The sequence below is a fragment of the Streptomyces sp. NPDC054842 genome (assembly GCF_053611025.1).
In genome coordinates, this window is sequence record NZ_JBSGZN010000073.1 from 1 (window position 1) to 23049 (window position 23049).

Genomic DNA, 23049 nt, shown 5'->3' on the forward strand with positions numbered 1-23049 from the left:
GGTTACATTCCGAACCCGGAAGCTAAGCCTTACAGCGCCGATGGTACTGCAGGGGGGACCCTGTGGGAGAGTAGGACGCCGCCGAACAAATTTTAGAGAAAACCCCCGTGCCGGGGATACCGGTACGGGGGTTTTCTGTTTTCCGGGGTCGTTTATGGTCGAGCCATGCGCTACGACCTGGTCATCTTCGACAACGACGGCGTCCTCGTGGACAGCGAGCCGATCTCCAACACGCTTCTGGCCGCGTACCTCACCGAACTCGGGCACCCCACCTCGTACGAGGACTCCCTGCGGGACTACATGGGCGCCGCCATGCACCGCGTCCACGACACGGTGCTGGAGCGGACCGGGCAGCGTCTTCCGCCGGACTTCGACGACGTCTTCCACGGGCGGGTGTTCGCCGCCTTCGAGCGGGAGCTTCAGCCCGTCGCCGGGGCGGTGCAGGTGCTGGAGAAGCTCGCCGCGGACGGGGTGCCGTACTGCGTGGCCTCCTCCGGGAGCCACGAGCGGATCCGGGTGGGGCACCGGAAGACCGGGCTCGACCGGTGGTTCGACGACGGGCGGATCTTCAGTTCGCAGGACGTGGGGCGGGGCAAGCCGGCGCCCGACCTGTTCCTGTACGCGGCCGAGCGCATGGGCGTACCGGCGCGGCGGTGTGCCGTCGTGGAGGACAGCCCGCTGGGGGTGCGGGCGGCGAACGCGGCCGGCATGGACGTGTACGGGTTCACCGCGATGACTCCGGCGGACCGGCTGACCGGGGCCACCGAACTGTTCGGCGACATGGGGGAGTTGGCCGACCTGCTCGCGTGACGGCGCTCGGCCGGCGGCCCTGACATTTGTCATCCCCGGGTCCGGACGATCGTTCCTACTGGCGCCCCGGGTCCGGGCGCGAAGCTGTGTACGTCGAGCACGGGACGTACACAGCGACCACGGAGGGACCCGACCATGAGCCTCACGGCCACCGCCACCCGCACCGAGACGCCTGCCGTCGCGGGGAACTCGGCACCGGCGCGGGCATCCGTCCGGCGCGGTTTCCTGCCGCTGGTCGTGGACGTGGCGGTGCCGCTCGCGTCGTTCTACCTCCTGAGGGACGGACTCGGATTCGGCACGGTGGCCGCGCTCGGCTGGAGCAGCGTGCTGCCGGCGGTGCGGACCGTGTGGGGCGCCGTGCGGGACCGCAGGCTCAACGGGCTGGCGGCGCTGATCCTGGCGGTCAACGTCGCCGGGCTGGTGCTCGGGTCGGTGGCCGGCGACCCGCGGCTGATGCTGGCCAAGGACAGCGCGGTCAGCAGTGTCGTCGGTATCGGGATCCTGGTCTCGGTGCTGCTGGGGAGGCCGATGATGACGGCGGCCATGGCGCCGTTCCTCATCAAGGGGGACGCGGCGAGGGGCGCCGCGTGGGAGCGGTTGCTCGGCGGGTCCGAGCGGTTCCGGCGGGCCGAGCGGACGTTCTCCGTCGTATGGGGCGTGGTGCTGCTCGGGGAGTGCGTGGCCCGGGTCGTGGGCGCCTACACGCTGCCGGTGGACACCATGGTCTGGCTCGGTACGGTCGTGATGACCGCTTCGATGGTGCTGGCGTTCCTCGTCAGCGGTGCCCTCGCGGTCGTCCCGATGAAGATGATGCTGAGGGAGGAGCTCCGCGGCGGGGCGGGCCTTCGGTCCGCTGAGAGCTGAGCGAAATTCATCTTCGGCTTGATCTACCCACGGGTAGGCCGGGGCCCTACGCTCGCCGCCATGACAGATGTGCTGCGGCGCGGCAGGGCCTCGCTGGCGTTCAGCTTCCTCGCCCAGGGCGTGGCCTTCGCGCTGCTGGTGACGCGCATCCCGGCGATCCAGGACCGGTACGGGATATCCGACGCCCTGCTGCCGGCGTTCCTCGCGGCCGTGCCGGTGCTGGCCGGCGTCGGCAGCGTCTGTACCGAGAAGCTGGTCAAGCGGGTGCCTCCCAGCCGGGTACTGAGGTGGTCGCAGCCCGTCGTCCTGCTGGCTCTGCTCGGCGTCGGAGCCGGCGACCACGTGGCTCAAGTGGCGGTCGCGCTGGGGGCGTTCGGGCTGGCGGTCGGCGCGCTCGACGCGTCGATGAACATGCTCGGCGTGAGCCTCCAGCGCACGTACGGGCGCAGCATCATGCTCGGCTTCCATGCCGCGTACAGCCTGGGCGGGATCGTCGGTGCCTCGCTCGCGTGGGCGGGCGCGCACTGGCACCTGTCGCTGTTCGTGTCGTATCTGCCGGTGGTGGCGGTGCTGCTGCCGGCGGCTCTGGTCGGCAGCCGGTGGTACGTCGACGGGGACGCCACCGGGAAGGCGGCGGCGGAGGCCGGTCCCGGCGGGGGGAAGGGGGCCCGGGCGGAGGCCGGGCCTCTCGTGTTCAAGCTGCTGCTGCCGCTGTGTCTGGTGATGACCTTCGCGTACATCGGGGACTCGACGGTCTCCAACTGGAGCGCGAAGTACCTCCAGGACGTGCTGGGCAGTTCGGAGCAGCTGGCGACCGTCCCGTTCAACGTCTACATGGTCACCACGCTGCTGGGGCGGTCGATCGGGGACTTCGGGGTGCGGCGGTTCGGGGCGGTGGCCGTCGTCCGGGTCGGGGCGGTGGTGGCGGCGCTGGGGTTCGCGGTCGTGGCCCTCGCGCCGGGCCCGTGGGTGGGGATGCTGGGGTTCACGCTGCTGGGGCTCGGCCTGTGCGTGATCGTGCCGCAGACCTTCGCGGCGGCGGGGCGGCTGTTCCCGGGGGCCTCGGACGCGGCGGTCGCGCGGCTCAACGTCTTCAACTACGTCGGCTTCCTCGTCGGTTCGCCGTTGGTGGGGGCGCTCGGGGACGCCTGGAGCTACCGGGGCGCCATGCTCGTACCGATGGTGCTGGTCCTGCTGACGCTGAGGTATGCCAGGTCGTTCAGCGCCGAACCGGACCGATACGGTGACGGGCATGAGCGGCCGCACACAGCTGATGTGGGACGAGGCAGTAACGGGCTATGACTTCGGTCCGGACCACCCGATGGATCCGGTCCGGCTGGCGCTGACCCGGTCCCTGGTCGGTGCCTTCGGGCTCGACCGGGAGGTCGAGGTGGTCGCGGCGAAGCCGGCCGGGGAGTCGACCCTGCGGCTGGTCCACCGGGAGGACTACGTCGAGGCGGTCAGGGCGGCCTCCGCGGACCCCGGTGCGGCGGACGCGTCGTACGGGCTGGGCACGATGGACGATCCCGCGTTCGCCGGGATGCACGAGGTGTCGGCGCTGATCGCGGGGCAGTCGGTGGGGGCGGCCGAGGCGGTCTGGCGCGGGGACGCCCTGCACGCGGTGAACTTCGCGGGCGGGCTGCACCACGCGATGCCGGGCGGCGCCTCGGGCTTCTGCATCTACAACGACGCGTCGCTGGCCATCGCGCGGCTGCTGGAGCTCGGTGCCGAGCGGGTCGCCTATGTCGATGTGGACGTGCACCACGGTGACGGGGTGCAGGCCGCGTTCTGGGAGGATCCGCGGGTCCTGACGATCTCGCTGCACGAGCATCCGCGGACGTTGTTCCCGCAGACCGGGTGGCCGGAGGAGACCGGGTCGGACCGCGCGGAGGGTTCGGCGGTGAACGTGGCGCTGCCCGCCGGGACCGGGGACGCGGGGTGGCTGCGGGCCTTCCACTCCGTGGTGCCGGAGCTGCTCGCGGACTTCCGGCCGCAGGTGCTGGTCACCCAGCACGGGGCCGACACCCACTTCGAGGATCCGCTGGCTCATCTCGCGGTGTCGCTCGACGCGCAGCGGGCGGTGCAGGTCGCCTGTCACGACCTGGCGCACGAGTACGCCGACGGGCGGTGGGTCGCGCTCGGGGGCGGGGGGTACGCCGTGGTCGAGGTGGTGCCGCGGTCGTGGACGCATCTGGTCGGGGTCGCGGCGGGCCGGCCGGTGGAGCCCGGGACGGTGATCCCCGAGGGCTGGCGGCAGGAAGTCTTCGCGCGGACACGGCAGTTGGCGCCCATGCGGATGACCGACGGCCGGTGGCCGGTGTCCTGGCGGGGCTGGGACGAGGGGTACGACCCCGCGGACCGGCTGGACCAGGCGGTGCTGGCGGCGCGCCGGGCGGTGTTCCCCCTGCGCGGACTGCTCGCGTAGGTACGCGTGGTCGGGCCGGCGCCCGGCACCGGATGGGCTGTTACGCCAACTGTGCGGCGTTTTCGGGGTTTTCGGGGTGCCGGGGTTCTCGATGCGCCAGCATCGCTGGCGTGTTGAGCACCGGAGCAATGCGTGCGCATCTGCTGGCGGCCCGGCTGGCCGGGACCGTGGCCACCTCGCGGGAGCGGAGTCTGCGCAGCTATCGGCTCTTCGCGGCCCGCGATCCCCGGGTCCTGCTCGGGCTGGATCCCGAGTGGCATTGGGGGCAGCGGGAGTTGATCGAGCTGATGGCCGACAAGTGCGGGGTTTCCGCCGACCCCGGTCACACTTCAGGGCATGATGTGATCGACCCGGAGCGCACTCTGATCGCTCTGCACGCCTTCGCGGAGCGGCTCGGCGAGGCGGCCCGGAGGGGGGCACCGGTGCTTTTCGGCACCGGACACCCGCACCGGCTCATCGGTTTCTACGCCGCTCTGGCGGACGCCCTGTCGGCGGCGGGATGTGAAGTCCTCACCCCGGCGCAGGGTGGCTCTGTCGACATAACGACCCGGTTCGGCCTACGCACGTACAACCTGGACTACGTACGGGGAGTCGCGTTGGTGCGGGAACCCGGGGCGCGGGCCCCCGGGCGTACGACCGGCGCACACACGCACTCACCGCTCCCGGTCCGCACCGCGCTGGCGGCCGCCGCGGAGGCCGGAGGGCCGCTTCCCGAGCTGGTCGTCGGAGACCACGGATGGGTCTGCGGGGCAGGTCAGCTGGGGTTCGAGGCCATCGGGCTGGCCGATACGGACGATCCCGCGCTCTTCGTGGGTGAGGCGGAGGGGCGGGTGTCCGTGGCCGTTCCCCTTGATGACGCTGTGCGGTCTGATTACTACCGACCGCTTACTCGCTATGTACTCAATCGAGCGTGTCTGTCACAGTAGGGCGCCGATGGCAGCTCCTCTTCCCCACTCGCATCACCCGCCCCTACTCTGGGGAGTGAGCACGCAACGACGAAGTGTCACCGGAAGGGGAAGCCGGTGGCCGTCGAGTGCGGAAGGTTCAGGTGTGTCATGGCTGCAGCTGGCGAGAGGCCTCTGAACGAGGTTCAGTTCCTGACCGTGGCGGAAGTCGCCTCGGTGATGCGAGTGTCGAAGATGACCGTGTACCGCTTGGTGCACAGCGGTCATCTGCCGGCGATCCGGGTGGGGAGGTCCTTCCGGGTGCCGGAGCAAGCGGTTCACGAGTACCTCCGCGAGAGCTACGTGGGGGTGGAGACCGCCTGACGGCGTTCCGCGGGTTCTCCCGGAGGCCCTCGCGGTGCCTCCGGGGAACCCCGGTCCACCTCGATTACGACCTCAGCGCTCGGACGGGTAGGCTAGCCCCTCGTAGGTCGTGTGGGCCCCGGCGCCCAGCACCGAGTGAAGAGAAGTGAGCGAGGGTAGTCGTGGGCTCTGTTATCAAGAAGCGGCGCAAGCGGATGGCCAAGAAGAAGCACCGCAAGCTGCTCAAGCGCACTCGCGTTCAGCGTCGCAACAAGAAGTAAGGCCGTCCCCCGCGTCCGCGGGGACCGTCCTTACGGTTGCGCGACCGCTGCAACAGCGCGCTCTGTGGCCCCCCACCGTCAGGTGGGGGGCCACAGTCATGTCCGGCCGCGCCGGGCCCGCCGAGCGTATGACTGTGCGGCAAATGGCCGGGTCCCGTCGTACGTCCGGGGGTGTCGTCACGTCGGGCAGCGGGCGGTCATCACAGCGCAACACCGAACCGCTAAGTTGGCCGGACGCGGGGAACCCGGCAGGGTACGGGCAGGGGTACGTGGTGCGGGACGAGGCGGAAGGAAGGCGCTGATCTTGGGGAAGGTCGTGCTCGTGACCGGAGCGGCCCGTCAGCTGGGGGGCCGGTTCGTACGACGGATCCAGCGGGACCCCGAAGTGGAGCGGGTGATCGCGGTGGACGCGGTCCCGCCCGAGCACCACCTGGGGGGTGCCGACTTCGTCCAGGCGGACATACGGCAGCCCGCCATCGCGCGGGTGCTCGCGGAGCACTCCGTCGACACGGTCGTGCACATGGACGTGACCGGCACCCCGCTGGGCAGCGGCAGCCGGACGTCCCAGAAGGAGACCAACGTCATCGGCACCATGCAACTGCTCGGTGCCTGCCAGAAGTCCCCCACGGTCAAGCGCCTCGCCGTGAAGTCCAGTACGAACGTGTACGGGTCCGCGCCGCGCGATCCGGCCGTGTTCACCGAGACGACCACGCCCAAGTCGCTGCCGAGCGGCGGCTTCGCGAAGGACACGGTCGAGGTCGAGGGGTACGTGCGGGGCTTCGCGCGCCGCCGGCCCGACGTCGCCGTGTGCGTGCTGCGGTTCGCCAACATCCTGGGGCCCAGCGCCGACTCGCCGCTCGCCTCGTACTTCTCGCTGCCGGTGCTGCCCACCGTGCTCGGCTACGACCCGCGGCTGCAGTTCGTGCACGAGGACGACGTGATCGAGGTGCTGCGCCTGGCCTCGCACGAGCCCGAGCGCGGGACGCTCAACAGCGGCACGTTCAACATCGCCGGGGACGGGGTGCTGTTGCTCTCGCAGTGCGCGCGGCGCCTGGGCAGGCCCACGGTCCCGCTGCTGATGCCCGCGGTCAGCTGGGTCGGGACGGCGGTGCGTACGCTGGGCATGACCGACTTCTCGCCGGAGCAGCTGCGACTGCTCACGCACGGACGGGTCGTGGCGACGATCCAGATGCGCGAGACGCTCGGTTACCAGCCGAAGTACACGACGGCGGAGACCTTCGCGGACTTCGCCCGAAGCCGGGGACCCGGACTCCTGCCCCCGGAGGCCCTCGCGGGGGCCGTCGACCGGATCGCCGCGCTGCCCGTCCTGGGCGGCGGCACATCCCCGACGCAGAGCGCCAACTGAGGAGCGCGACAACGATGGCGGACGCCAAGGTCATTCCGTTCGACGACGACCGATCGCGCGGCGGCGCTGTGCCGCGCCCGACCCGGCGCCGGGGCGCGGGGAGCCGGCTCAAGAGCGAGCCCGCGGCGGTACGTGAGGTCCAGCCCCTGCCCGGCCCGGCGCCGGCGCAGGACGATGTTCCTGTGACGCGAGAGAGCCCGGAGACGCCCGAGCGGGGCCGGGCCGGTGGTCTGGAGCGGAGGATCGCCGGCGGGCTGGCCTTCCTCCGCCGCCGGCTCACCGGTGACTACGAGGTCGACGACTTCGGCTACGACGCCGAACTCACCGACCAGGTCCTGATGTCCCTCATCCGGCCGGTGTACGAGAAGTACTTCCGCGTCGAGGTGAAGGGCATCGAGAACATCCCGTCCGAGGGCGGGGCGCTGATCGTCGCCAACCACTCGGGGACGCTGCCGCTGGACGGCCTGATGATGCAGGTCGCCGTCCACGACAACCATCCGGCGGGCCGTCACCTGCGACTGCTCGCGGCGGACCTGGTGTTCATGCTGCCGGTGGTGAACGAGCTGGCCCGCAAGGCCGGTCACACGCTCGCCTGCGCCGAGGACGCCGAACGGCTGCTGGAGCGCGGCGAACTGGTCGGTGTGATGCCCGAGGGCTTCAAGGGCATCGGCAAGCCGTTCAGCGAGCGCTACAAGCTCCAGCGTTTCGGCCGGGGCGGCTTCGTCTCCACGGCGCTGCGGCAGGGCACCCCGATCATCCCGTGCTCGATCGTCGGGGCGGAGGAGATCTACCCGATGATCGGCAACGCGAAGACGCTGGCGCGGGTGCTGGGCTTCCCGTACTTCCCGATCACCCCGACGTTCCCGTGGCTGGGGCCGCTCGGGGCGGTTCCGCTGCCGACGAAGTGGACGATCCAGTTCGGCGAGCCGATCCGTACGGACGGCTATCCGCCGGAGGCGGCCGAGGACCCGATGCTCATGTTCAACCTGACGGACCAGGTCCGGGAGCAGATCCAGCACACCCTGTACAAGCTGCTGGTGCAGCGGCGTTCGGTGTTCTTCTGAGACGCGTCCGGCCACCCGGCTGACACCGGTCGGCCACATGGCGCGGACACGGGAACGGGGCGCCCCCCTGCGAAGGGAGGCGCCCCGTTCCCGTACGGGCGTTACCTGACGTCCTCGCTGTCGATGCCCAGTCCCGGGAGGAGTCCCGGGAGGAGCGGCGGCAGCGTGACGTCCGGTTCGGCGGACGGGCTGGTCCGGCCGGTCGACGGGGACGAACTGGTGTCGTCCTCGGGCGGGTCGAGCAGTCCGCCCGTGTTCCCCCCGAGCAGGCCGTCGTCGTCGCCGTCGGACGTGGACGGCTTCGGCTTGCCGCTGCCGGAGTGCCGGCCGTCGGAGGAACCGCCGCTGGCGCTGGGCTCCGGACTGCCCGTGTCCGAGGAGCCCGTGGAGGCCGAGCCGGAGCCCTGCCTGCCGTCGCCCTCCTTCGCGGGGGGCTGCGGGAGCAGCGCGCGCAGCGGGTCGACTTCCTCGTCTATGGCGTCGAAGACCGACGACACCTGGTCACTGACGTCGCCGAGTTGCACGGGCAGCCGGTCGCGCAGCGCGCCCCAGGCCTCGCGATGCGTCTGGGAGAAGGCGGACAGGGCCTGGATGGGCGCCAGTGAGCCGTCCTGCTCGTACGCCTCGTGCAGCAGGCGGTGGCCTTCGGAGGCGTCGTGCTGCATGCCGGAGAGCGCGCGGCGGATCTCGCTCAGCGACTCGTGGTCGAGCGGGCCCGAGCGGTCCCGCTCCATCAGCCGGCGTGCTTCGTTGAGCCTCGTCGAGGCGTGGTCGAGGTAGATCTGTCCGCGGTCGCCGGCGCCGTCGGCCAGCCCCAGCTTGATGTCCTCCATGCCGCGCTTGAGCCCGTAGAGCGAGTCTCCGGGCAGGGCGTCGGAGCTGGCGGCGGCGACCCCGCCGAACGCTCCGGCGGCCACTCCGACGGTGAGCCCGCCCGCGGCCAGGCCCTTGGACAACCGGGACCGCGGTCGCAGCTTCCCGAGGCCGGTCGCCCGGTGGGCGCCCCGGCGGTGGGACCGCTGCTCGGGTACCGAAGAATCCCTCGCTTCGCCCAGCGGAGCCGTGCCGTCCAGCAGCATGGCCTCCATCGCGGCCACGAGCTGAGCCCGCTGGACGACCTTGACCTCAGGGTCCAGTACAGGTTTGGGCAGCTCGCCGAGACCCGTGGCGAGGGCCAGCATGAGGCCCTGCTCGGTCTGTTCCGCAGCAGCCGGGGGCGGTGCCGATCCTGGCTGCTCGGCCGCCGTGCCCCGGTCGGACTGCTCCTCCAGGGCCTGGGCGAAGGCGTTCGCCCGCCGGTGCGCCGATACGTTCGCGATCACTGGCGGCACCTCCTCTCGTCATGACGGTCGACTCCCCAGGGGGTCCTGAGGGTTGCACGCCCTGAGCGCACTCACACGATCGGGTGATCGGTGGTGGCCAGGGTGTGACCACAGGGAGCCTGTATCCCGCACAACGAGCGTCGCGGCACTTGGGTTACGGACGACGGATGATCGGACCGCGAAGTCAACGGACTTCTACGGACAGTGAGTTGATCGTCGCTGAGCGTGTGGGATCGCAATGTGATCATTTACGGGTCAGCGTGCGTCGTCCGGGAGGAGCCGGGCGAGGGTGCGCACGGCCCGGTACTGGAGGGTCTTGATGGCGCCCTCGTTCTTGCCCATCACCCGGGCGGTCTCGGCGACCGAGAGGCCCTGGAGGAAGCGCAGCGTCACGCACTCCTGCTGCTGGGGGTTCAGGCGCCGCACGGCGTCCAGCAGTGCCGCGTTGGACAGCGACTCCAGGACGGAGTCCTCCGGGCTGCGCTCGACCTCGTTCGCGTCGAGCATCTCGCCGGTCGTGACCTCCAGCCGGAAGCGGCTGGACTTGAAGTGGTCGGCGACCAGGTTGCGGGCGATGGTCACCAGCCAGGCGCCGAAGTCGCGGCCCTGCCAGGTGAACGTGCCGATGCGGCGCAGGGCCCGCAGGAAGGTCTCGCTGGTGAGGTCCTCCGCCGTCGCCTTGCCCCCGACGCGGTAGTAGATGTAGCGGTACACGGTGTCGCTGTACTGGTCGTAGAGGCGTCCGAAGGCGTCGGCCTCGCCGGCCTGGGCCCGCTCGACGAGATCCATCATCCGGGCGCTGTCACTGTCCGCGGCCGGGCGGCGCGCGGTGGGCGTGGCGGCCGAGCGGCCTCGTCTGCCGACCGCCGCGCTGCCGTCGGCCAGTGCGTAGCACGGACCGACGGGTGCGGCGGAGACAGCGAGGGCGGGGACGGCGTACGCGGTGGGGACGAAGCCGCGCAGGCGGTCGAGGACCGTTGCGCGCAGCGTAGCCAGGCCCGAGGCGTCAACCCCGACGTGTGGGTACACGGGACTCCCAGAGGCAGAGCTTCCATCACGTGCAGTACCGGATCGTTCACCCGTCGTAGCGACCGGTGGCGTCCGTCATGCGTTTGAGGAGAATAACGCTTCGTACAGGCAGCGCTACACCCAGTTGCTCAAATCATCGATTACGTCGTTTCTGTAACCGATCAACGCCTCATCGGGGGCCGTTCGGTGACCGGTTGTTGATCGAACCGGTTCGACTTCCGTCTGGGTGCGGGGCGGGTTGTGCTCGTCTGCGGACGTCGGGACTGGCGGGGGCGTTGCGGGGTAGAACAGCAGGATTGCCCTCTGCCCACCCGCCCGGAACCCGTGTTCGCGCGCACTTCTGTACGGGAGCGTCAACGCGAGGCCCTGTGGCCGGGTACGGCGAAGACCCGCGCGGCGGCGGGTGGAAGAGGCCGACCCGGAGGGCCCGCCGGACTGCGGGCACACGCGCGGCACGGGACCGTCGGGGGACGGGCGTCGCGTGCGGAGCGTGACGAGCGGGAGCGCGGGGAGGGTGGCGGCGGAGCCGCTACCGGCGGCGCCGGCTGATCGCGATCGCCGCGGCCGTGCCGCCCGCGACCGCGCCGACCCCGGCCGCCGCCGGGATGCCGACCTTGGCGGCCTTGCGTGCGGTGCGGTAGTCCCGCAGCCGCCAGTCCGAGGACCGGGCGTGCTTGCGGAGCTTGGCGTCGGGGTTGATCGCGTAGGGGTGGCCCACCAGGGACAGCATCGGGATGTCGTTGTGGGAGTCGCTGTACGCGGCGCAGCGCGAGAGGTCCAGTCCCTCGGCGGTGGCCAGCGCGCGGACCGCCTCCGCCTTCGCCGGGCCGTGCAGCGGCTCACCCACCAGCTTGCCGGTGTAGACGCCGTCGACGGACTCCGCGACCGTGCCGAGCGCGCCGGTCAGCCCGAGCCGGCGGGCGATCACCGTGGCGATCTCGACGGGCGCGGCGGTGACCAGCCACACCTTCTGGCCCGCGTCCAGGTGGGCCTGCGCGAGCGCGCGCGTGCCCGGCCAGATCCGCTCGGCCATGTACTCGTCGTAGATCTCCTCGCCGATCGACATCAGTTCGGCGACGCGATGGCCCTTGACGATGGAGAGCGCCGAGTCGCGGGCGTCCTGCATGTGCTCGGGGTCCTCGACGCCGGCCAGCCGGAACCACGCCTGCTGCCAGGCGAACCGGGCGAGGTCGCGCGTCTCGAAGAACCTGCGCTTGTACAGCCCGCGGCCGAAGTGGAAGAGCGCGGCGCCCTGCATCACCGTGTTGTCGAGGTCGAAGAACGCGGCGGCCTTGACGTCGCCGAGGACCGGGAACTCCGGTTCCCGCACGGGGAGGTCGGGCAGGGCCTCGGGCGTGAGGTCCGCGTGGTCCTCCAGCGCCTGGGAGGTCTTGCGCGCTGCCTCCGCCGAGGCCTCGCCTGCCAACACGCTCCGCGCCGTGGCGGAGCGCCTACGGGGAGTGAGCCATCCGAGAGCGGCCATGTCGTGAGCATAGCCAGTCTGTTCGGTGCTTCCGGAGTCGAGAGGATGCGGGGCTGTGAACTCTCCGCGACCGTGTCGTTAAAGCCGCGATCCGACCGGCGCGCCGCGCACCCGTCCCCGCGGGTCCCTGCGGTACGGGGACCCGGGGCGGGGAGGGGGCGTCCGGGTCCGCGCGGGGCGAGAATGGCCGGCATGAGCCCCCTGTTCCGGCGCGGTGACCGCCGTAAGGAGAAGACGGACATGAAGAAGGCGCCGCGCGAGCGGTTGGTCACACTCGTCAGGAAGCCCGGATGCCATCTGTGTGATGACGCACAGGCGGTCGTCGAGAAGGTGTGCGCGGAACTCGGCGTCCCGTGGGAGGGGAAGGACATCACGCAGGACGAGGAGCTGAACCGCCAGTACTGGGAGCAGATCCCCGTCGTGCTGGTGGACGGCGCCCAGCACACGTTCTGGCGGGTCGACGAGGAGCGGCTGCGCAGGGCCCTGACCGCGTGACGGCGGGCCCCGAACCCTTGGGGCGCATGGGGCCGCGGGTCCGAACCGTGACTGACTGAGTAGTCCAAGTGGTCCGGAAAGTCGCTTAGGATCGAAGGCGGTTCAGATCTCGGGGGCGGGATGCGTAAGGAGTGTGTACGGTTTTGCCCCCATCCAGGAGAGAACGAAAGCCGGTGCGCGCACGTTCCATACGCGCGCGTCGGGGTCGCGTGACCCCGGTCACGTTGGCCGGGCAAATCGGACACCATCTTTGTGCACGCGTTCACAAAGACATAGCCTGCATTCGACGGGGCGGTCCGGGAACGTGTGACCGCCTGCAGCCCCGCTCTACCCGCAGGAGCACCGTGGCAACTGGCCGAACTCACCGACCGGCGACCCGCAGCCGAGGGATTCCCGAGGCCACCGTCGCCCGCCTTCCGCTGTACCTCCGAGCCCTCACCGCACTGTCGGAGCGCTCGGTGCCCACGGTCTCCTCCGAGGAGCTCGCGGCCGCGGCGGGGGTCAACTCCGCGAAGCTGCGCAAGGACTTCTCCTACCTCGGCTCCTACGGGACCCGGGGTGTGGGGTACGACGTCGAGTATCTCGTGTACCAGATCTCCCGCGAGCTGGGCCTGACCCAGGACTGGCCGGTTGTGATCGTCGGTATCGGAAACCTCGGCGCCGCGCTCGCCAACTACGGCGGCTTCGCCTCGCGCGGATTCCGGGTCGCCGCGCTGATAGACGCCGACCCCGCGATGGCCGGCAAGCCGGTCGCCGGCATCCCCGTCCAGCACACGGACGAGCTGGAGAAGATCATCGACGAGAACGGTGTCTCGATCGGTGTCATCGCGACGCCCGCCGGCGCGGCCCAGCAGGTCTGCGAGCGGCTCGTCGCCGCCGGCGTCACCTCCATCCTGAACTTCGCGCCGACCGTCCTGTCCGTCCCGGACGGCGTCGACGTGCGCAAGGTCGACCTCTCCATCGAGCTGCAGATCCTCGCCTTCCACGAGCAGCGCAAGGCCGGCGAGGAGGCCGCGGCCGAGGCCGGTGCCGTCGTACCGGCCCCGACGGAGACCGAGAAGGGGCCGGACGGGGATGTCCCCGCCGTGATGCCGGCATGAGTCTTCTCGTCGTCGGCCTGAGCCACCGCAGCGCTCCGGTCAGCGTCCTGGAGCGGGCCACGCTGTCCGCGGACACGCAGGTCAAGCTCCTCCACGACACGCTGGCCGCGGAACCGGCCACCGAGGCCGCGGTGCTCGCCACCTGCAACCGCGTCGAGCTGTACGCCGACGTGGACAAATTCCACGCGGGCGTCGCCGAGCTCTCCACCCTGCTCGCCCGGCACAGCGGGGTCGGACTCGACGAGCTCACCCCCTATCTCTACGTGCACTACGAGGACCGGGCCGTCCACCACCTCTTCTCCGTGGCCTGCGGCCTGGACTCGATGGTGGTCGGCGAGGGCCAGATCCTCGGCCAGATCAAGGACTCCCTGGCCACCGCGCAGGAACTGCACACCGCGGGCCGGCTGCTGAACGACCTGTTCCAGCAGGCCCTCAGGGTCGGCAAGCGCGCCCACTCCGAGACCGGCATCGACCGCGCGGGCCAGTCCCTGGTCACCTTCGGCCTGGAACAGCTCTCGTCCGGCGCGGCCGTCGACAGCTGGGCCAAGGGCAAGCGGGCGCTGGTGATCGGCGCGGGCTCCATGTCCTCGCTGGCCGCGGCGACGCTGGCACGCGCCGGGGTCGCCGAGATCGTCGTGGCCAACCGCACGCAGGAACGGGCCGAGCGCCTCGCGCAGATCCTCGCGCAGGGCGACGACACGGACGTGCTCGCCCGCGCGGTACCGATGGACTCGGTGCCGGACGAGCTGACACGTGCCGACATCGCCGTGTCCTGCACCGGCGCGACCGGACTCGTGCTGACCGCGGACACCGTCGCCACCGCCGTCGAGGGACGCACCGGCGCACGGGCCGAAGTACGCCGGAGCGCCCCGGCGGGCCCGACCGGACCCCTCGCACCCGCCGCCGCGGGCGCCGAGGAGAACTGCCCGCTGGACCTGTCCGCCGTGCAGGGCGCCACCGGCTTCTCCGTCATGGGGGAGGCCGCGGTGGCCGGCCTGGACGCGGCCGCACTGGAACAGCACGCGGCATGGGTGGACAACGCCCCCGGCGAGCGGCGCGACAACCGCCGTACGCCCGAGGCCGACGCCGAACTCATCACCGCGCTCGCGGCCACCGCCGCCGCCATCGGGCGGGTGCCCGAGCGGCGCAGGCCCGAGCCCGTAGCCGAGGCCCCCCGCCCCGCGCCCGTGCTCGCCCTGCTCGACCTCGCGATGCCCCGCGACATCGACGCCGCCGTGCACCGGCTGCTCGGTGTGCGCCTCGTCGACATCGAGTCGCTCGCCGAGGCGTCCGCGGACGCGCCGATGGCCGCCGACGTGGACCAGGTGCGGCGGATCGTGTCCGACGAGGTGGCCGCCTTCGGCGCCGCCCAGCGGGCCGCCCACATCACCCCCACCGTGGTGGCCCTGCGCACCATGGCCGCCGACGTCGTCGCCGGCGAGATCGCGCGCCTGGACGGCCGGCTGCCCGACCTCGACGACCGGCAGCGCGGGGAGATCACCCAGACCGTCCGGCGAGTCGTCGACAAACTCCTGCACGCGCCGACCGTACGGGTCAAGCAGCTGGCCGCCGAGCCCGGCGGCGCCGGGTACGCGGACGCGCTGCGCACCCTGTTCGACCTGGACCAGGAGACGGTCGCCTCCGTCTCCCGGGCCGTCAATGACATCAGCACCGAGAACGCCGAGAACCGAGGGCGAGCATGAGTGAGCCGCGTGAGCCGAAGGGGCCGGCTGCAGCGTCCCACGGGCGGGCAGACCAGACAGGGCCGCTGAGGCTCGGAACCAGGCGCAGCAAGCTGGCCATGGCCCAGTCCGGCCAGGTGGCGGACGCCGTGAGCCGGGTGACCGGACGGGCCGTGGAGCTCGTCGAGATCACCACGTACGGCGACACGTCACGGGAGCACCTCGCGCAGATCGGCGGCACGGGCGTCTTCGTGACCGCGCTGCGCGAGGCGCTGCTGCGCGGCGAGGTCGACTTCGCCGTGCACTCCCTCAAGGACCTGCCGACCACCCAGCCCGACGACCTCGCGCTGGCCGCCGTGCCGGTGCGCGAGGACCCGCGCGACGTCCTCGTCGCCCGCGACGGGCTGACCTTCGCCGAGCTGCCCGACGGCTCGCGGGTCGGCACCGGTTCGCCGCGCCGCATGGCCCAGCTGAACGCGTACGCCCGCAGCCACGGGATGTCGATCGAGACGGTCGCCATCCGGGGCAACATCGACACGCGCGTCGGCTTCGTGCACAAGGGCGAGCTCGACGCGGTCGTGCTGGCCGCCGCCGGACTCAGCCGCATCGGCCGCACCGGCGAGGTCACCGAGTTCCTGTCGGTCGACACGGTTTTGCCCGCCCCCGGCCAGGGGGCCCTCGCGATCGAGTGTGCCGCGGACAACGCGGACCTCGTCGCGGCGCTCGGCGAGCTCGACGACCCGTTCACCCGGGCCGCCGTGACCGCCGAACGATCCCTGCTCGCCGCCCTGGAGGCCGGCTGCAGCGCACCCGTGGGTGCGCTCGCCGACCTTCTGGCCGACGGGCAGACTGTCAAGGAGATGCGCCTGCGCGGCGTCGTCGGCACGACCGACGGCTCCTCGCTGGTGCAGCTGTCCACCACCGGTCCCGTGCCCGGGACGCATGAACAAGCAATGGACCTCGGCCGCGAACTCGCCGCCGAGATGCTTGCCAAGGGCGCGGCCGGTCTGATGGGGGAGCGAGCACTTTGAGCCCCACCAAGCTTTCCGCCGGCCGCGATCACGGGCACGTCACCTTCCTGGGTGCCGGACCCGGGGATCCGGGACTGCTGACACTGCGCGCCGTCGAGGCGCTGGCGAACGCGGACGTACTCGTCGCCGAGCACGAGGTGCTCGACGTGGTGCGCGCGCACGCCAGGCAGGGCGTCGCCGTGCTGAACACGGACACGGACGCCGCTTCCGGGGCGCCCCCGGGTGCGGCCGCGGCCGCTTCCGCGGAGGCCCGTCCGGGCCCAGGCACGCCTCACCTGGCGGTAGTTGACGGCTCGTCAACGACCGCTGGTGGTCCCTCTTCGAGGGATGCGGCCAATCTTGTCATGGAGGCAGCGCGGGGCGGCAAGCGGGTCGTGCGTGCGGTGTCCGGGGACCCCGGCCTCGACGCGTACGCCGCCGAGGAGATGCTGGCCTGCGCCGCCGCGGGGGTGCCCTTCGAGGTCGTCCCCGGTGTCGCCGCCGCCGTCGGCGTGCCCGCGTACGCCGGTGTCCCGTTGCGGGACGCGCAGGGCGCGGACGTGCGCTTCGTCGACGCCCGCACCGCCTCGGACCGCTGCTGGACCGAGGTCGGCGTGTCCGACGGCACCCTCGTGGTGTCGGCGACGCTGGACACGGTGGGCGCCGCCGCGAGCGAGCTGGTCGGTGCGGGGCGCAAGCCCGATACGCCGATGAGCGTGACGATCGCCGGTACGACGACCCGGCAGCGGACCTGGTCCGCGACGCTCGGGACGATCGCGCAGACGCTGAAGCAGGCGAAGGTGCTGCCGTCGCCGGACGGCGGGCGCCCGGTGATAGCCGTGGTCGGTGAGCGTTCCGCCGCCGCCCAGCGCGACCAGTTGTCGTGGTTCGAGTCCAAGCCGCTGTTCGGCTGGAAGGTGCTCGTGCCGCGGACGAAGGAGCAGGCGGCGTCGCTCTCCGACCAGCTGCGGTCGTACGGCGCCGTGCCGCACGAGGTCCCGACGATCGCCGTCGAACCGCCGCGCACGCCCCAGCAGATGGAGCGCGCGGTCAAGGGCCTGGTGACCGGGCGGTACGAGTGGATCGCCTTCACCTCGGTGAACGCGGTGCGCGCCGTGCGGGAGAAGTTCGAGGAGTACGGGCTCGACGCCCGCGCCTTCGCCGGGATCAAGGTCGCGGCGGTCGGCGAACAGACCGCGAAGGCGCTGATCGCGTTCGGTGTGAAGCCGGACCTGGTGCCGAGCGGTGAGCAGTCCGCGGCCGGCCTCCTGGAGGACTGGCCGCCGTACGACCCGGTCTTCGACCCGATCGACCGGGTGTTCCTGCCGCGTGCCGACATCGCCACCGAGACGCTGGTCGCGGGGCTGATCGAGCTGGGCTGGGAGGTCGACGACGTCACGGCCTACCGGACCGTGCGGGCCTCGCCGCCGCCGGCGGAGACGCGTGAGGCGATCAAGGGCGGTGGCTTCGACGCGGTGCTGTTCACCTCGTCGTCCACGGTGCGGAACCTGGTCGGCATCGCCGGCAAGCCGCACAACGTCACCGTGATCGCGTGCATCGGTCCGGCCACCGCGAAGACCGCGGAGGAGCACGGGCTGCGGGTCGACGTGATGGCTCCGGAGCCCTCGGTGCTCAAGCTGGCGGAGGCGCTGGCGGACTTCGGGCTGCGGCGGCGGGCCGCCGCGCTGGACGCCGGCGACCCGGTGACCCGGCCGAGCGAGCGCCGTCCCGGGTCGCGCAGGCGCCGCACCACCTAGTCGGGGCGGGAGCCTCGCGTGGGAGTGGAGGGCGGAGGGGTGTGGTTCATCCCCTCCGCCCTTTCCCGTTCCGTCCCCGGGGGCTGCCTTCCCGGCGTCCCGGGACCCCCTCCGCGCTTCGCGCTCTTCCTCCGGGGCCGGAGGGGATGACGCATGCTCCAGCGGGCCGCAACAGGCCCCGGCGGGGCGGGTTCCGTACCGGCATCGTGTCGGCAAGGGCACCCGTGGGGCGGGCGTAGCGTAGAAGTCATGACCACCTACGGATCCTTCCCCGGTACGCGGCCGCGGCGGCTGCGTACGACGCCCGCGATGCGGCGCATGGTCGCCGAGACGCGGCTGCACCCCGCCGATCTCATCCTGCCCGCGTTCGTGCGGGAGGGTGCGGCCGAGCCGGTGCCGATCCAGGCGATGCCGGGGGTCGTGCAGCACACCCGCGACAGCCTGCGGAAGGCGGCCGTGGAGGCGCTGGAGGCCGGGGTCTCCGGGATCATGCTCTTCGGCGTGCCCGAGGAGGCCAAGAAGGACGCCCAGGGCACGGCCGGGACGGACCCCGACGGCATCCTCCAGGTCGCCCTGCGGGACGTGCGCGCCGAGGTCGGGGACGAGCTGCTCGTCATGTCCGACCTGTGCCTCGACGAGTTCACCGACCACGGTCACTGCGGTGTGCTCGACGAGCAGGGACGGGTCGACAACGACGCCACCCTGGAGCGGTACGCCGAGATGGCGCAGGTCCAGGCCGACGCCGGCGCCCACGTCGTGGGACCCAGCGGGATGATGGACGGTCAGGTCGGGGTGATCCGGGACGCCCTCGACCAGATCGGCCGGGAGGACGTCGCCGTCCTCGCGTACACCGCCAAGTACTCCTCCGCCTTCTACGGGCCCTTCCGGGAGGCCGTCGGCTCGTCCCTGAAGGGCGACCGCAAGACGTACCAGCAGGACCCGGCCAACCTGCGCGAGTCGCTGCGCGAGCTGGCCCTCGACCTGGAGGAGGGGGCCGACATGGTGATGGTCAAGCCGGCGGGCCCCTACCTGGACGTCCTCGCCAAGGTCGCGGACGCCGTCGACGTGCCCGTGGCCGCCTACCAGATCTCCGGCGAGTACGCGATGATCGAGGCCGCCGCCGAGAAGGGCTGGATCGACCGCGACAAGGCGATCCTGGAGACCCTGACCGGCATCAAGCGGGCCGGCGCCCGGAACATCCTCACGTACTGGGCCACCGAGGTCGCCCGGCAGCTGCGGTAGGCGCCCCGCGCCGGGCGCCTCCGCGACGGTCCTCGCTCAGTAGGCGAGCGCGTCGTCCAGGCCGGACTGCCAGTACGTCACGGTGAGGTGGTCGTCGACGTACACGCCCTTCGCGGGGAGGGCCGGCCTGGCGCTCTTCCCGCTGCCGAAGAAGACCTCCAGCGTCTTGGCCGTGTAGCCGTTGCGCCCGCTGCCGTCGCCCGCCGCCAGCAGCACCCCGGCGTAGCCGGACTCCCCGGGCGCGAGGGTGACGACGGCCTGCGGCCTGGTCTCCTCGGCCGCCGGCGGGACGGCCTGCGCCTCGCCGAAGCGGACCGCCGGGTAGCCGGTGAGGTCGCAGTTCGCCGAGCCGGTGTTGGTGACGGTCAGCAGGATGTGGTTCAGCGGGCGGCTGACCTCGGTCGCCGTGGTGCGGGTCGTGGCGCCGTCGCAGGCGGCGTTCCTGCTCTTCCCGCCGGCCCCGGAGGAGCCCGCGCCCCCGGTGGTCTTCCCTGCGGAGCCCGTGGCGCCGGACGTGTCCGTACCGCCCGTCGAGCCGGTGGCCTTGCCGCCCTTCGCGCCGCCGTTCCCGGCGGGCTTCGCGGCGGGGCCGTCGGCCGTCTTCGAGGAGCTCGGCCGCGAGGAGGCGCCGGCCGCGGCGGACGGGCCCTCGTCCCGGACGCCCTTCCCGTTGTCGCAGGCCGTGAGCGCGAGGGCGGCGAGCGCGACCGTGGTGGCGGCGAACAGGCGGGTGCGGGTGGTGCGTGCGGACATGGTGGGTCCCCCTTGGCTTGGTTCGGACGGTCCGGCACGTCCGCTCGACCGGTCGGCGGGAGCGGCGTGCTTGGATGGCCACAGCTTGTGCGGTGATCCGTCCCGGCCGCCACGGCTGCCGGGAGGTACGGGACGCTGGAACGCTCGTACGGGGTCTGACCTGGGGGAATGCGCTCCCCCTGGAACGCCGGGTGGAACGCGGGGGATGGAGGAACGGTGGGCGGGGACGGGTTCGCGGAGCTGCTGCGGGAGTTGAAGGAGCGGTCCGGACTCAGTTACGGGGTGCTCGGGAAGCGGCTCCACGTCAGTGCGTCGACGCTGCACCGGTACGTCAACGGGGACGCCGTACCGGCCGACTACACACCCGTGGAACGGCTCGCGCGCATCTGCCGGGCGACCCCGGAGGAGCTCGTGGAGCTGCACCGGCGCTGGGTCCTCGCGGACGCGCTGCGGGGGCGGAAGGGAGCGGTCGGCTCGCCGGGTGCGGACGGGTCCCGGCCCGCCGGGCCGGGGGCTGCCGGCTCACCCGGTGCGGACGGGTCCCGGTCCGCCGGTTCGGGGGCTGCCGGCTCGTCCGGTGCGGACGCGCCGCGGTCCTCCGCCGCCGAGGCGTCCGGGTCCGGGTCTCCCGATCCGGGGCCGGAGGCCGAGCCCGAGTCGCACCCCGGTCCGGGGGCGGACACCGATCCCGATGTCGGTTCGGGGACGGATACCGGCCCGGGTGCCGGTACCGATCCCGGTCCGGACCCCGACCCCGATGCCGGTGCCGATTCCGGTCCGGACCCCGATGCCGATGCCGAGCGCCCGAGTGGGGCCCCGGCACAGAGCGGGCCCGGGGCCGTTACGGAGCCAGCCGGGCGTCGGCGGCGGACCGTCGTGCTCGCCGGGGCGGCCGTGGTCGCCGCGGCCGTCGCCGCCGCCCTCCTCGTGAACCTCGTACCGGGCGACGACGGCGACGGGGCCCGGGCGGGGACCGCGGGGGCCGTCTCCTCCGCCGTCACCGGCAGCCCGAGTGCCGCCGCGTCCGCCGACGGGAAGCACCGGTCCCCCTCGCCGTCCGCCTCGCGCACCGCCGGTCCCAAGGCGACGCCGTCGCGCGGGGCCGGGGCCGCCCCGCGGAACGACGACGCGGACACCGGGGCCGCCGCGCCCGCCGTCGCCGCCAACCCGTACAAGTGGGAAGGGCCGTGCAGCCAGCACTACCTGGTCGACCGGAAGGCCGCGCAGGTGCCGCCGCCGCCCAGCGAGCCGGACGCGCGCGGCTGGGTGAGCGCGCTCGGCGGGGTCGCGGGCGGCCGGCAGATGATCGCGCTGACCGTGCAGGGCACCGGGAAGGCCACCGTCGTCCTGGAGGCGCTGCACGTGCGCGTGGTGGACAGGACGGCGCCGCTCGCCTGGAACGACTACGCGATGGGCGTCGGCTGCGGCGGCGGCGTGGACACGGCGTCCTTCCGCGTCGACCTCGACGCGGGCCGGCCGGCGGTGCAACCCCGGGGCGGGCAGCGGGACTTCCCGTACAAGGTGAGCGAGTCCGACCCCGAGGTCTTCTACGTGTTCGCCGACGCCCGCGCCCACCACGTGGGCTGGTACCTGGAGCTGGACTGGTCCAGCGGCACGCGGCACGGCACCGTCCGCGTCGACGACCGCGGCAAAGTCTTCCGGACCAGCGGGAACGTGGGGCGCCCCGCCTACACGTATCCGCTGGGGGCCTCGGAGTGGGCGCGGGACGAGTACGAGCCCGACGTCACCGGCTGAGACCTGCGGGCCCCAAGGGGCGCGTGGGGCAGGCGAGTTGGTCCGGATGGCGGAATTGTCGGTGCACGGGGCACGGGACTGCCTAGGGTGCGGACACGAGCCGCATCAAGGACAAGGAGCCGTCCTCGTGACCGTCGCCGAGCCCGTCGCCGCCCCGCCGTCCGCCCCTCTTCCGCCGCTCGCCGCGCGGGCCGTCGCGGCCAAGGGGTCGGCGGTACGGGACATCCTCGCGGTCACCGCCCGCCCCGGGATGATCAACTTCGCGGGCGGGCTGCCCGCGCCCGAGCTGTTCGACGCCGAGGGGATCGCCGCCGCCTACCGGGACGTGCTCGCCGAGACGCCCGGCCGGGCGCTCCAGTACTCCACGACCGAGGGCGAGCCCGCGCTGCGCACCGCCCTCGCCGAACGCACCACCGCGCGCGGGCTGCCGACCGGGCCGGACGACGTGCTGGTCACCACCGGATCGCAGCAGGCGCTGTCGCTGCTGGCCACCGCCCTGGTGGAGCCAGGCGACGCGGTGCTCGTCGAAAGTCCCTGCTATCTGGCGGCACTTCAGGCGTTCTCGCTCGCGGGGGCCCGCGTGGTGCCCGTGCCCGGCGACGACGAGGGGATCGACCCCGACGCGCTCGACGCCCTGGTGGCGAGCGAGCGGCCCAAGCTGCTCTACACCGTGCCCACCTTCCAGAACCCGACCGGCCGCACCCTCCCGGCCGGGCGCCGCGCCGCCGTGGCCCGCGTCGCCGCCTCGCGCGGGCTGTGGATCGTCGAGGACGACCCCTATGGCGAACTCCGCTTCGAGGGTGGGCGCGTGCCGTGGATCGCCTCGTACGAGGGAGCCGGCGACCGCACGGTCCTGCTGGGCTCCTTCTCCAAGGTGATGGCGCCCGGGATGCGGCTGGGCTGGCTGCGGGCGCCCGCCGCGCTGCGCCGCGCCTGCGCCGTCGCCAAGCAGGCCGCCGACCTGCACACCCCGACCGTCAACCAGCTCGCCGCCGCGCGCTACCTGGCCGACCGGGACCTCGACGCCCATGTGGCCCGGGTCGCCGCGGAGTACGGGCGGCGGCGCGACGCCATGCTGGCGGGCATCGCGGAGGCACTCCCCGAGGGCTCCACGTGGACGCGGCCCGAGGGCGGCATGTTCCTCTGGGCGCGGCTGCCCGGCTCCCACGACACCACGGAGCTGCTCCGGCGCGTGGTCGAGCACGACGTGGCGTACGTGCCCGGGGAGCCGTTCCACGCGGGCCCGCCGGACCGGGCGACGCTGCGGCTGTGCTTCGTCACGCAGACCCCGGAGGAGATCGGCGAGGGGCTGCGCAGGCTGGGACGGGCACTGCGGGGCTGAGGGGCTGAGGGATTACGGGACT

Annotated in this window: 21 protein-coding genes and 1 rRNA gene; 18 read left to right on the forward strand and 4 right to left on the reverse strand. The window is 72.5% G+C overall.

Annotated features, from left to right (window positions below):
• The 10 genes from rrf to ACWGIS_RS34450 all read left to right on the forward strand — a co-directional run.
• A 5S ribosomal RNA gene (rrf, locus tag ACWGIS_RS34405) occupies positions 1-87 on the forward strand; the annotation flags it as partial.
• 78 nt (positions 88-165) lie between these two features.
• Positions 166-810, forward strand: a complete 645-nt coding sequence (locus ACWGIS_RS34410; protein WP_453366429.1) for an HAD family hydrolase — start codon at positions 166-168, stop codon at positions 808-810.
• Positions 811-945: 135 nt separating this feature from the next.
• Positions 946-1674 carry a VC0807 family protein gene (locus ACWGIS_RS34415; RefSeq protein ID WP_453366430.1) on the forward strand — a complete coding sequence of 243 codons (729 nt, stop codon included), beginning with the start codon at positions 946-948 and terminating at the stop codon, positions 1672-1674.
• Between the two features lie 60 nt (positions 1675-1734).
• A complete protein-coding gene (locus ACWGIS_RS34420) occupies positions 1735-2976 on the forward strand; it encodes an MFS transporter (RefSeq protein ID WP_453366431.1) in 1242 nt (413 codons plus the stop codon).
• On the forward strand, positions 2927-4099 hold the full coding sequence (locus ACWGIS_RS34425; protein ID WP_453366432.1) for an acetoin utilization protein AcuC: 1173 nt from the start codon (positions 2927-2929) through the stop codon (positions 4097-4099). Before ACWGIS_RS34420 ends, ACWGIS_RS34425 begins: the two co-directional genes overlap by 50 nt.
• Positions 4100-4209: 110 nt before the next feature.
• A complete protein-coding gene (locus tag ACWGIS_RS34430; protein WP_453366433.1) occupies positions 4210-5025 on the forward strand; it encodes a phosphatase in 816 nt (271 codons plus the stop codon).
• A 129-nt stretch (positions 5026-5154) separates the two neighbouring features.
• On the forward strand, positions 5155-5367 hold the full coding sequence (locus tag ACWGIS_RS34435; RefSeq protein ID WP_004984898.1) for a helix-turn-helix domain-containing protein: 213 nt from the start codon (positions 5155-5157) through the stop codon (positions 5365-5367).
• Between the two features lie 161 nt (positions 5368-5528).
• Positions 5529-5627 carry a 30S ribosomal protein bS22 gene (locus ACWGIS_RS34440; RefSeq protein WP_003948845.1) on the forward strand — a complete coding sequence of 33 codons (99 nt, stop codon included), beginning with the start codon at positions 5529-5531 and terminating at the stop codon, positions 5625-5627.
• Positions 5628-5931: 304 nt separating this feature from the next.
• Positions 5932-6993: an NAD-dependent epimerase/dehydratase family protein gene (locus tag ACWGIS_RS34445; RefSeq protein WP_453366434.1), complete on the forward strand. Its 1062-nt coding sequence runs from the start codon at positions 5932-5934 to the stop codon at positions 6991-6993.
• Positions 6994-7007: 14 nt separating this feature from the next.
• Positions 7008-8057 carry a lysophospholipid acyltransferase family protein gene (locus ACWGIS_RS34450; protein WP_453366435.1) on the forward strand — a complete coding sequence of 350 codons (1050 nt, stop codon included), beginning with the start codon at positions 7008-7010 and terminating at the stop codon, positions 8055-8057.
• 101 nt (positions 8058-8158) lie between these two features.
• Here ACWGIS_RS34450 and ACWGIS_RS34455 read toward each other — a convergent pair whose 3' ends face one another.
• The 3 genes from ACWGIS_RS34455 to ACWGIS_RS34465 form a co-directional block, all read right to left on the reverse strand.
• A complete protein-coding gene (locus ACWGIS_RS34455) occupies positions 8159-9379 on the reverse strand; it encodes a DUF5667 domain-containing protein (protein WP_453366436.1) in 1221 nt (406 codons plus the stop codon).
• Between the two features lie 255 nt (positions 9380-9634).
• Entirely contained in the window at positions 9635-10408 is a 774-nt protein-coding gene (locus ACWGIS_RS34460; protein ID WP_121405342.1) for an ECF subfamily RNA polymerase sigma factor, BldN family, read from the reverse strand.
• Positions 10409-10937: 529 nt separating this feature from the next.
• Complete coding sequence (locus tag ACWGIS_RS34465; RefSeq protein ID WP_453366437.1) at positions 10938-11891, reverse strand: HAD family hydrolase; 954 nt, start codon at positions 11889-11891, stop codon at positions 10938-10940.
• 183 nt (positions 11892-12074) lie between these two features.
• Here ACWGIS_RS34465 and ACWGIS_RS34470 point away from each other — a divergent pair, with 183 nt between their 5' ends.
• From ACWGIS_RS34470 to hemB, 6 genes are all read left to right on the forward strand, one after another.
• Positions 12075-12386 (forward strand): glutaredoxin family protein, encoded by a 312-nt coding sequence (locus ACWGIS_RS34470; protein WP_453366438.1) that lies wholly within the window; start codon positions 12075-12077, stop codon positions 12384-12386.
• A gap of 344 nt (positions 12387-12730) precedes the next feature.
• Complete coding sequence (locus tag ACWGIS_RS34475; RefSeq protein WP_453366439.1) at positions 12731-13486, forward strand: redox-sensing transcriptional repressor Rex; 756 nt, start codon at positions 12731-12733, stop codon at positions 13484-13486.
• Entirely contained in the window at positions 13483-15189 is a 1707-nt protein-coding gene (locus ACWGIS_RS34480; RefSeq protein WP_453366440.1) for a glutamyl-tRNA reductase, read from the forward strand. The genes ACWGIS_RS34475 and ACWGIS_RS34480 overlap by 4 nt, the downstream gene beginning before the upstream one ends.
• Complete coding sequence (gene hemC, locus ACWGIS_RS34485) at positions 15186-16199, forward strand: hydroxymethylbilane synthase (RefSeq protein ID WP_453366441.1); 1014 nt, start codon at positions 15186-15188, stop codon at positions 16197-16199. Before ACWGIS_RS34480 ends, hemC begins: the two co-directional genes overlap by 4 nt.
• Positions 16196-17935, forward strand: coding sequence for a uroporphyrinogen-III synthase (locus ACWGIS_RS34490; protein ID WP_453366442.1), 1740 nt, complete (start codon positions 16196-16198; stop codon positions 17933-17935). The genes hemC and ACWGIS_RS34490 overlap by 4 nt, the downstream gene beginning before the upstream one ends.
• Before the next feature lie 249 nt (positions 17936-18184).
• Entirely contained in the window at positions 18185-19177 is a 993-nt protein-coding gene (gene hemB, locus ACWGIS_RS34495; RefSeq protein ID WP_453366443.1) for a porphobilinogen synthase, read from the forward strand.
• Positions 19178-19213: 36 nt separating this feature from the next.
• Here the strand turns inward: hemB and ACWGIS_RS34500 are convergent, their stop codons facing one another.
• Entirely contained in the window at positions 19214-19930 is a 717-nt protein-coding gene (locus tag ACWGIS_RS34500; RefSeq protein WP_453366444.1) for a DUF4232 domain-containing protein, read from the reverse strand.
• A gap of 216 nt (positions 19931-20146) precedes the next feature.
• Here ACWGIS_RS34500 and ACWGIS_RS34505 point away from each other — a divergent pair, with 216 nt between their 5' ends.
• Together ACWGIS_RS34505 and ACWGIS_RS34510 are read left to right on the forward strand one after the other, a co-directional pair.
• Entirely contained in the window at positions 20147-21685 is a 1539-nt protein-coding gene (locus ACWGIS_RS34505; protein WP_453366445.1) for a helix-turn-helix domain-containing protein, read from the forward strand.
• A 127-nt stretch (positions 21686-21812) separates the two neighbouring features.
• The gene (locus ACWGIS_RS34510) at positions 21813-23027 is read left to right on the forward strand and encodes an aminotransferase-like domain-containing protein (RefSeq protein ID WP_453366446.1); all 1215 of its coding nucleotides are present in this window, start codon (positions 21813-21815) and stop codon (positions 23025-23027) included.
• Positions 23028-23049 lie beyond the last annotated feature (22 nt).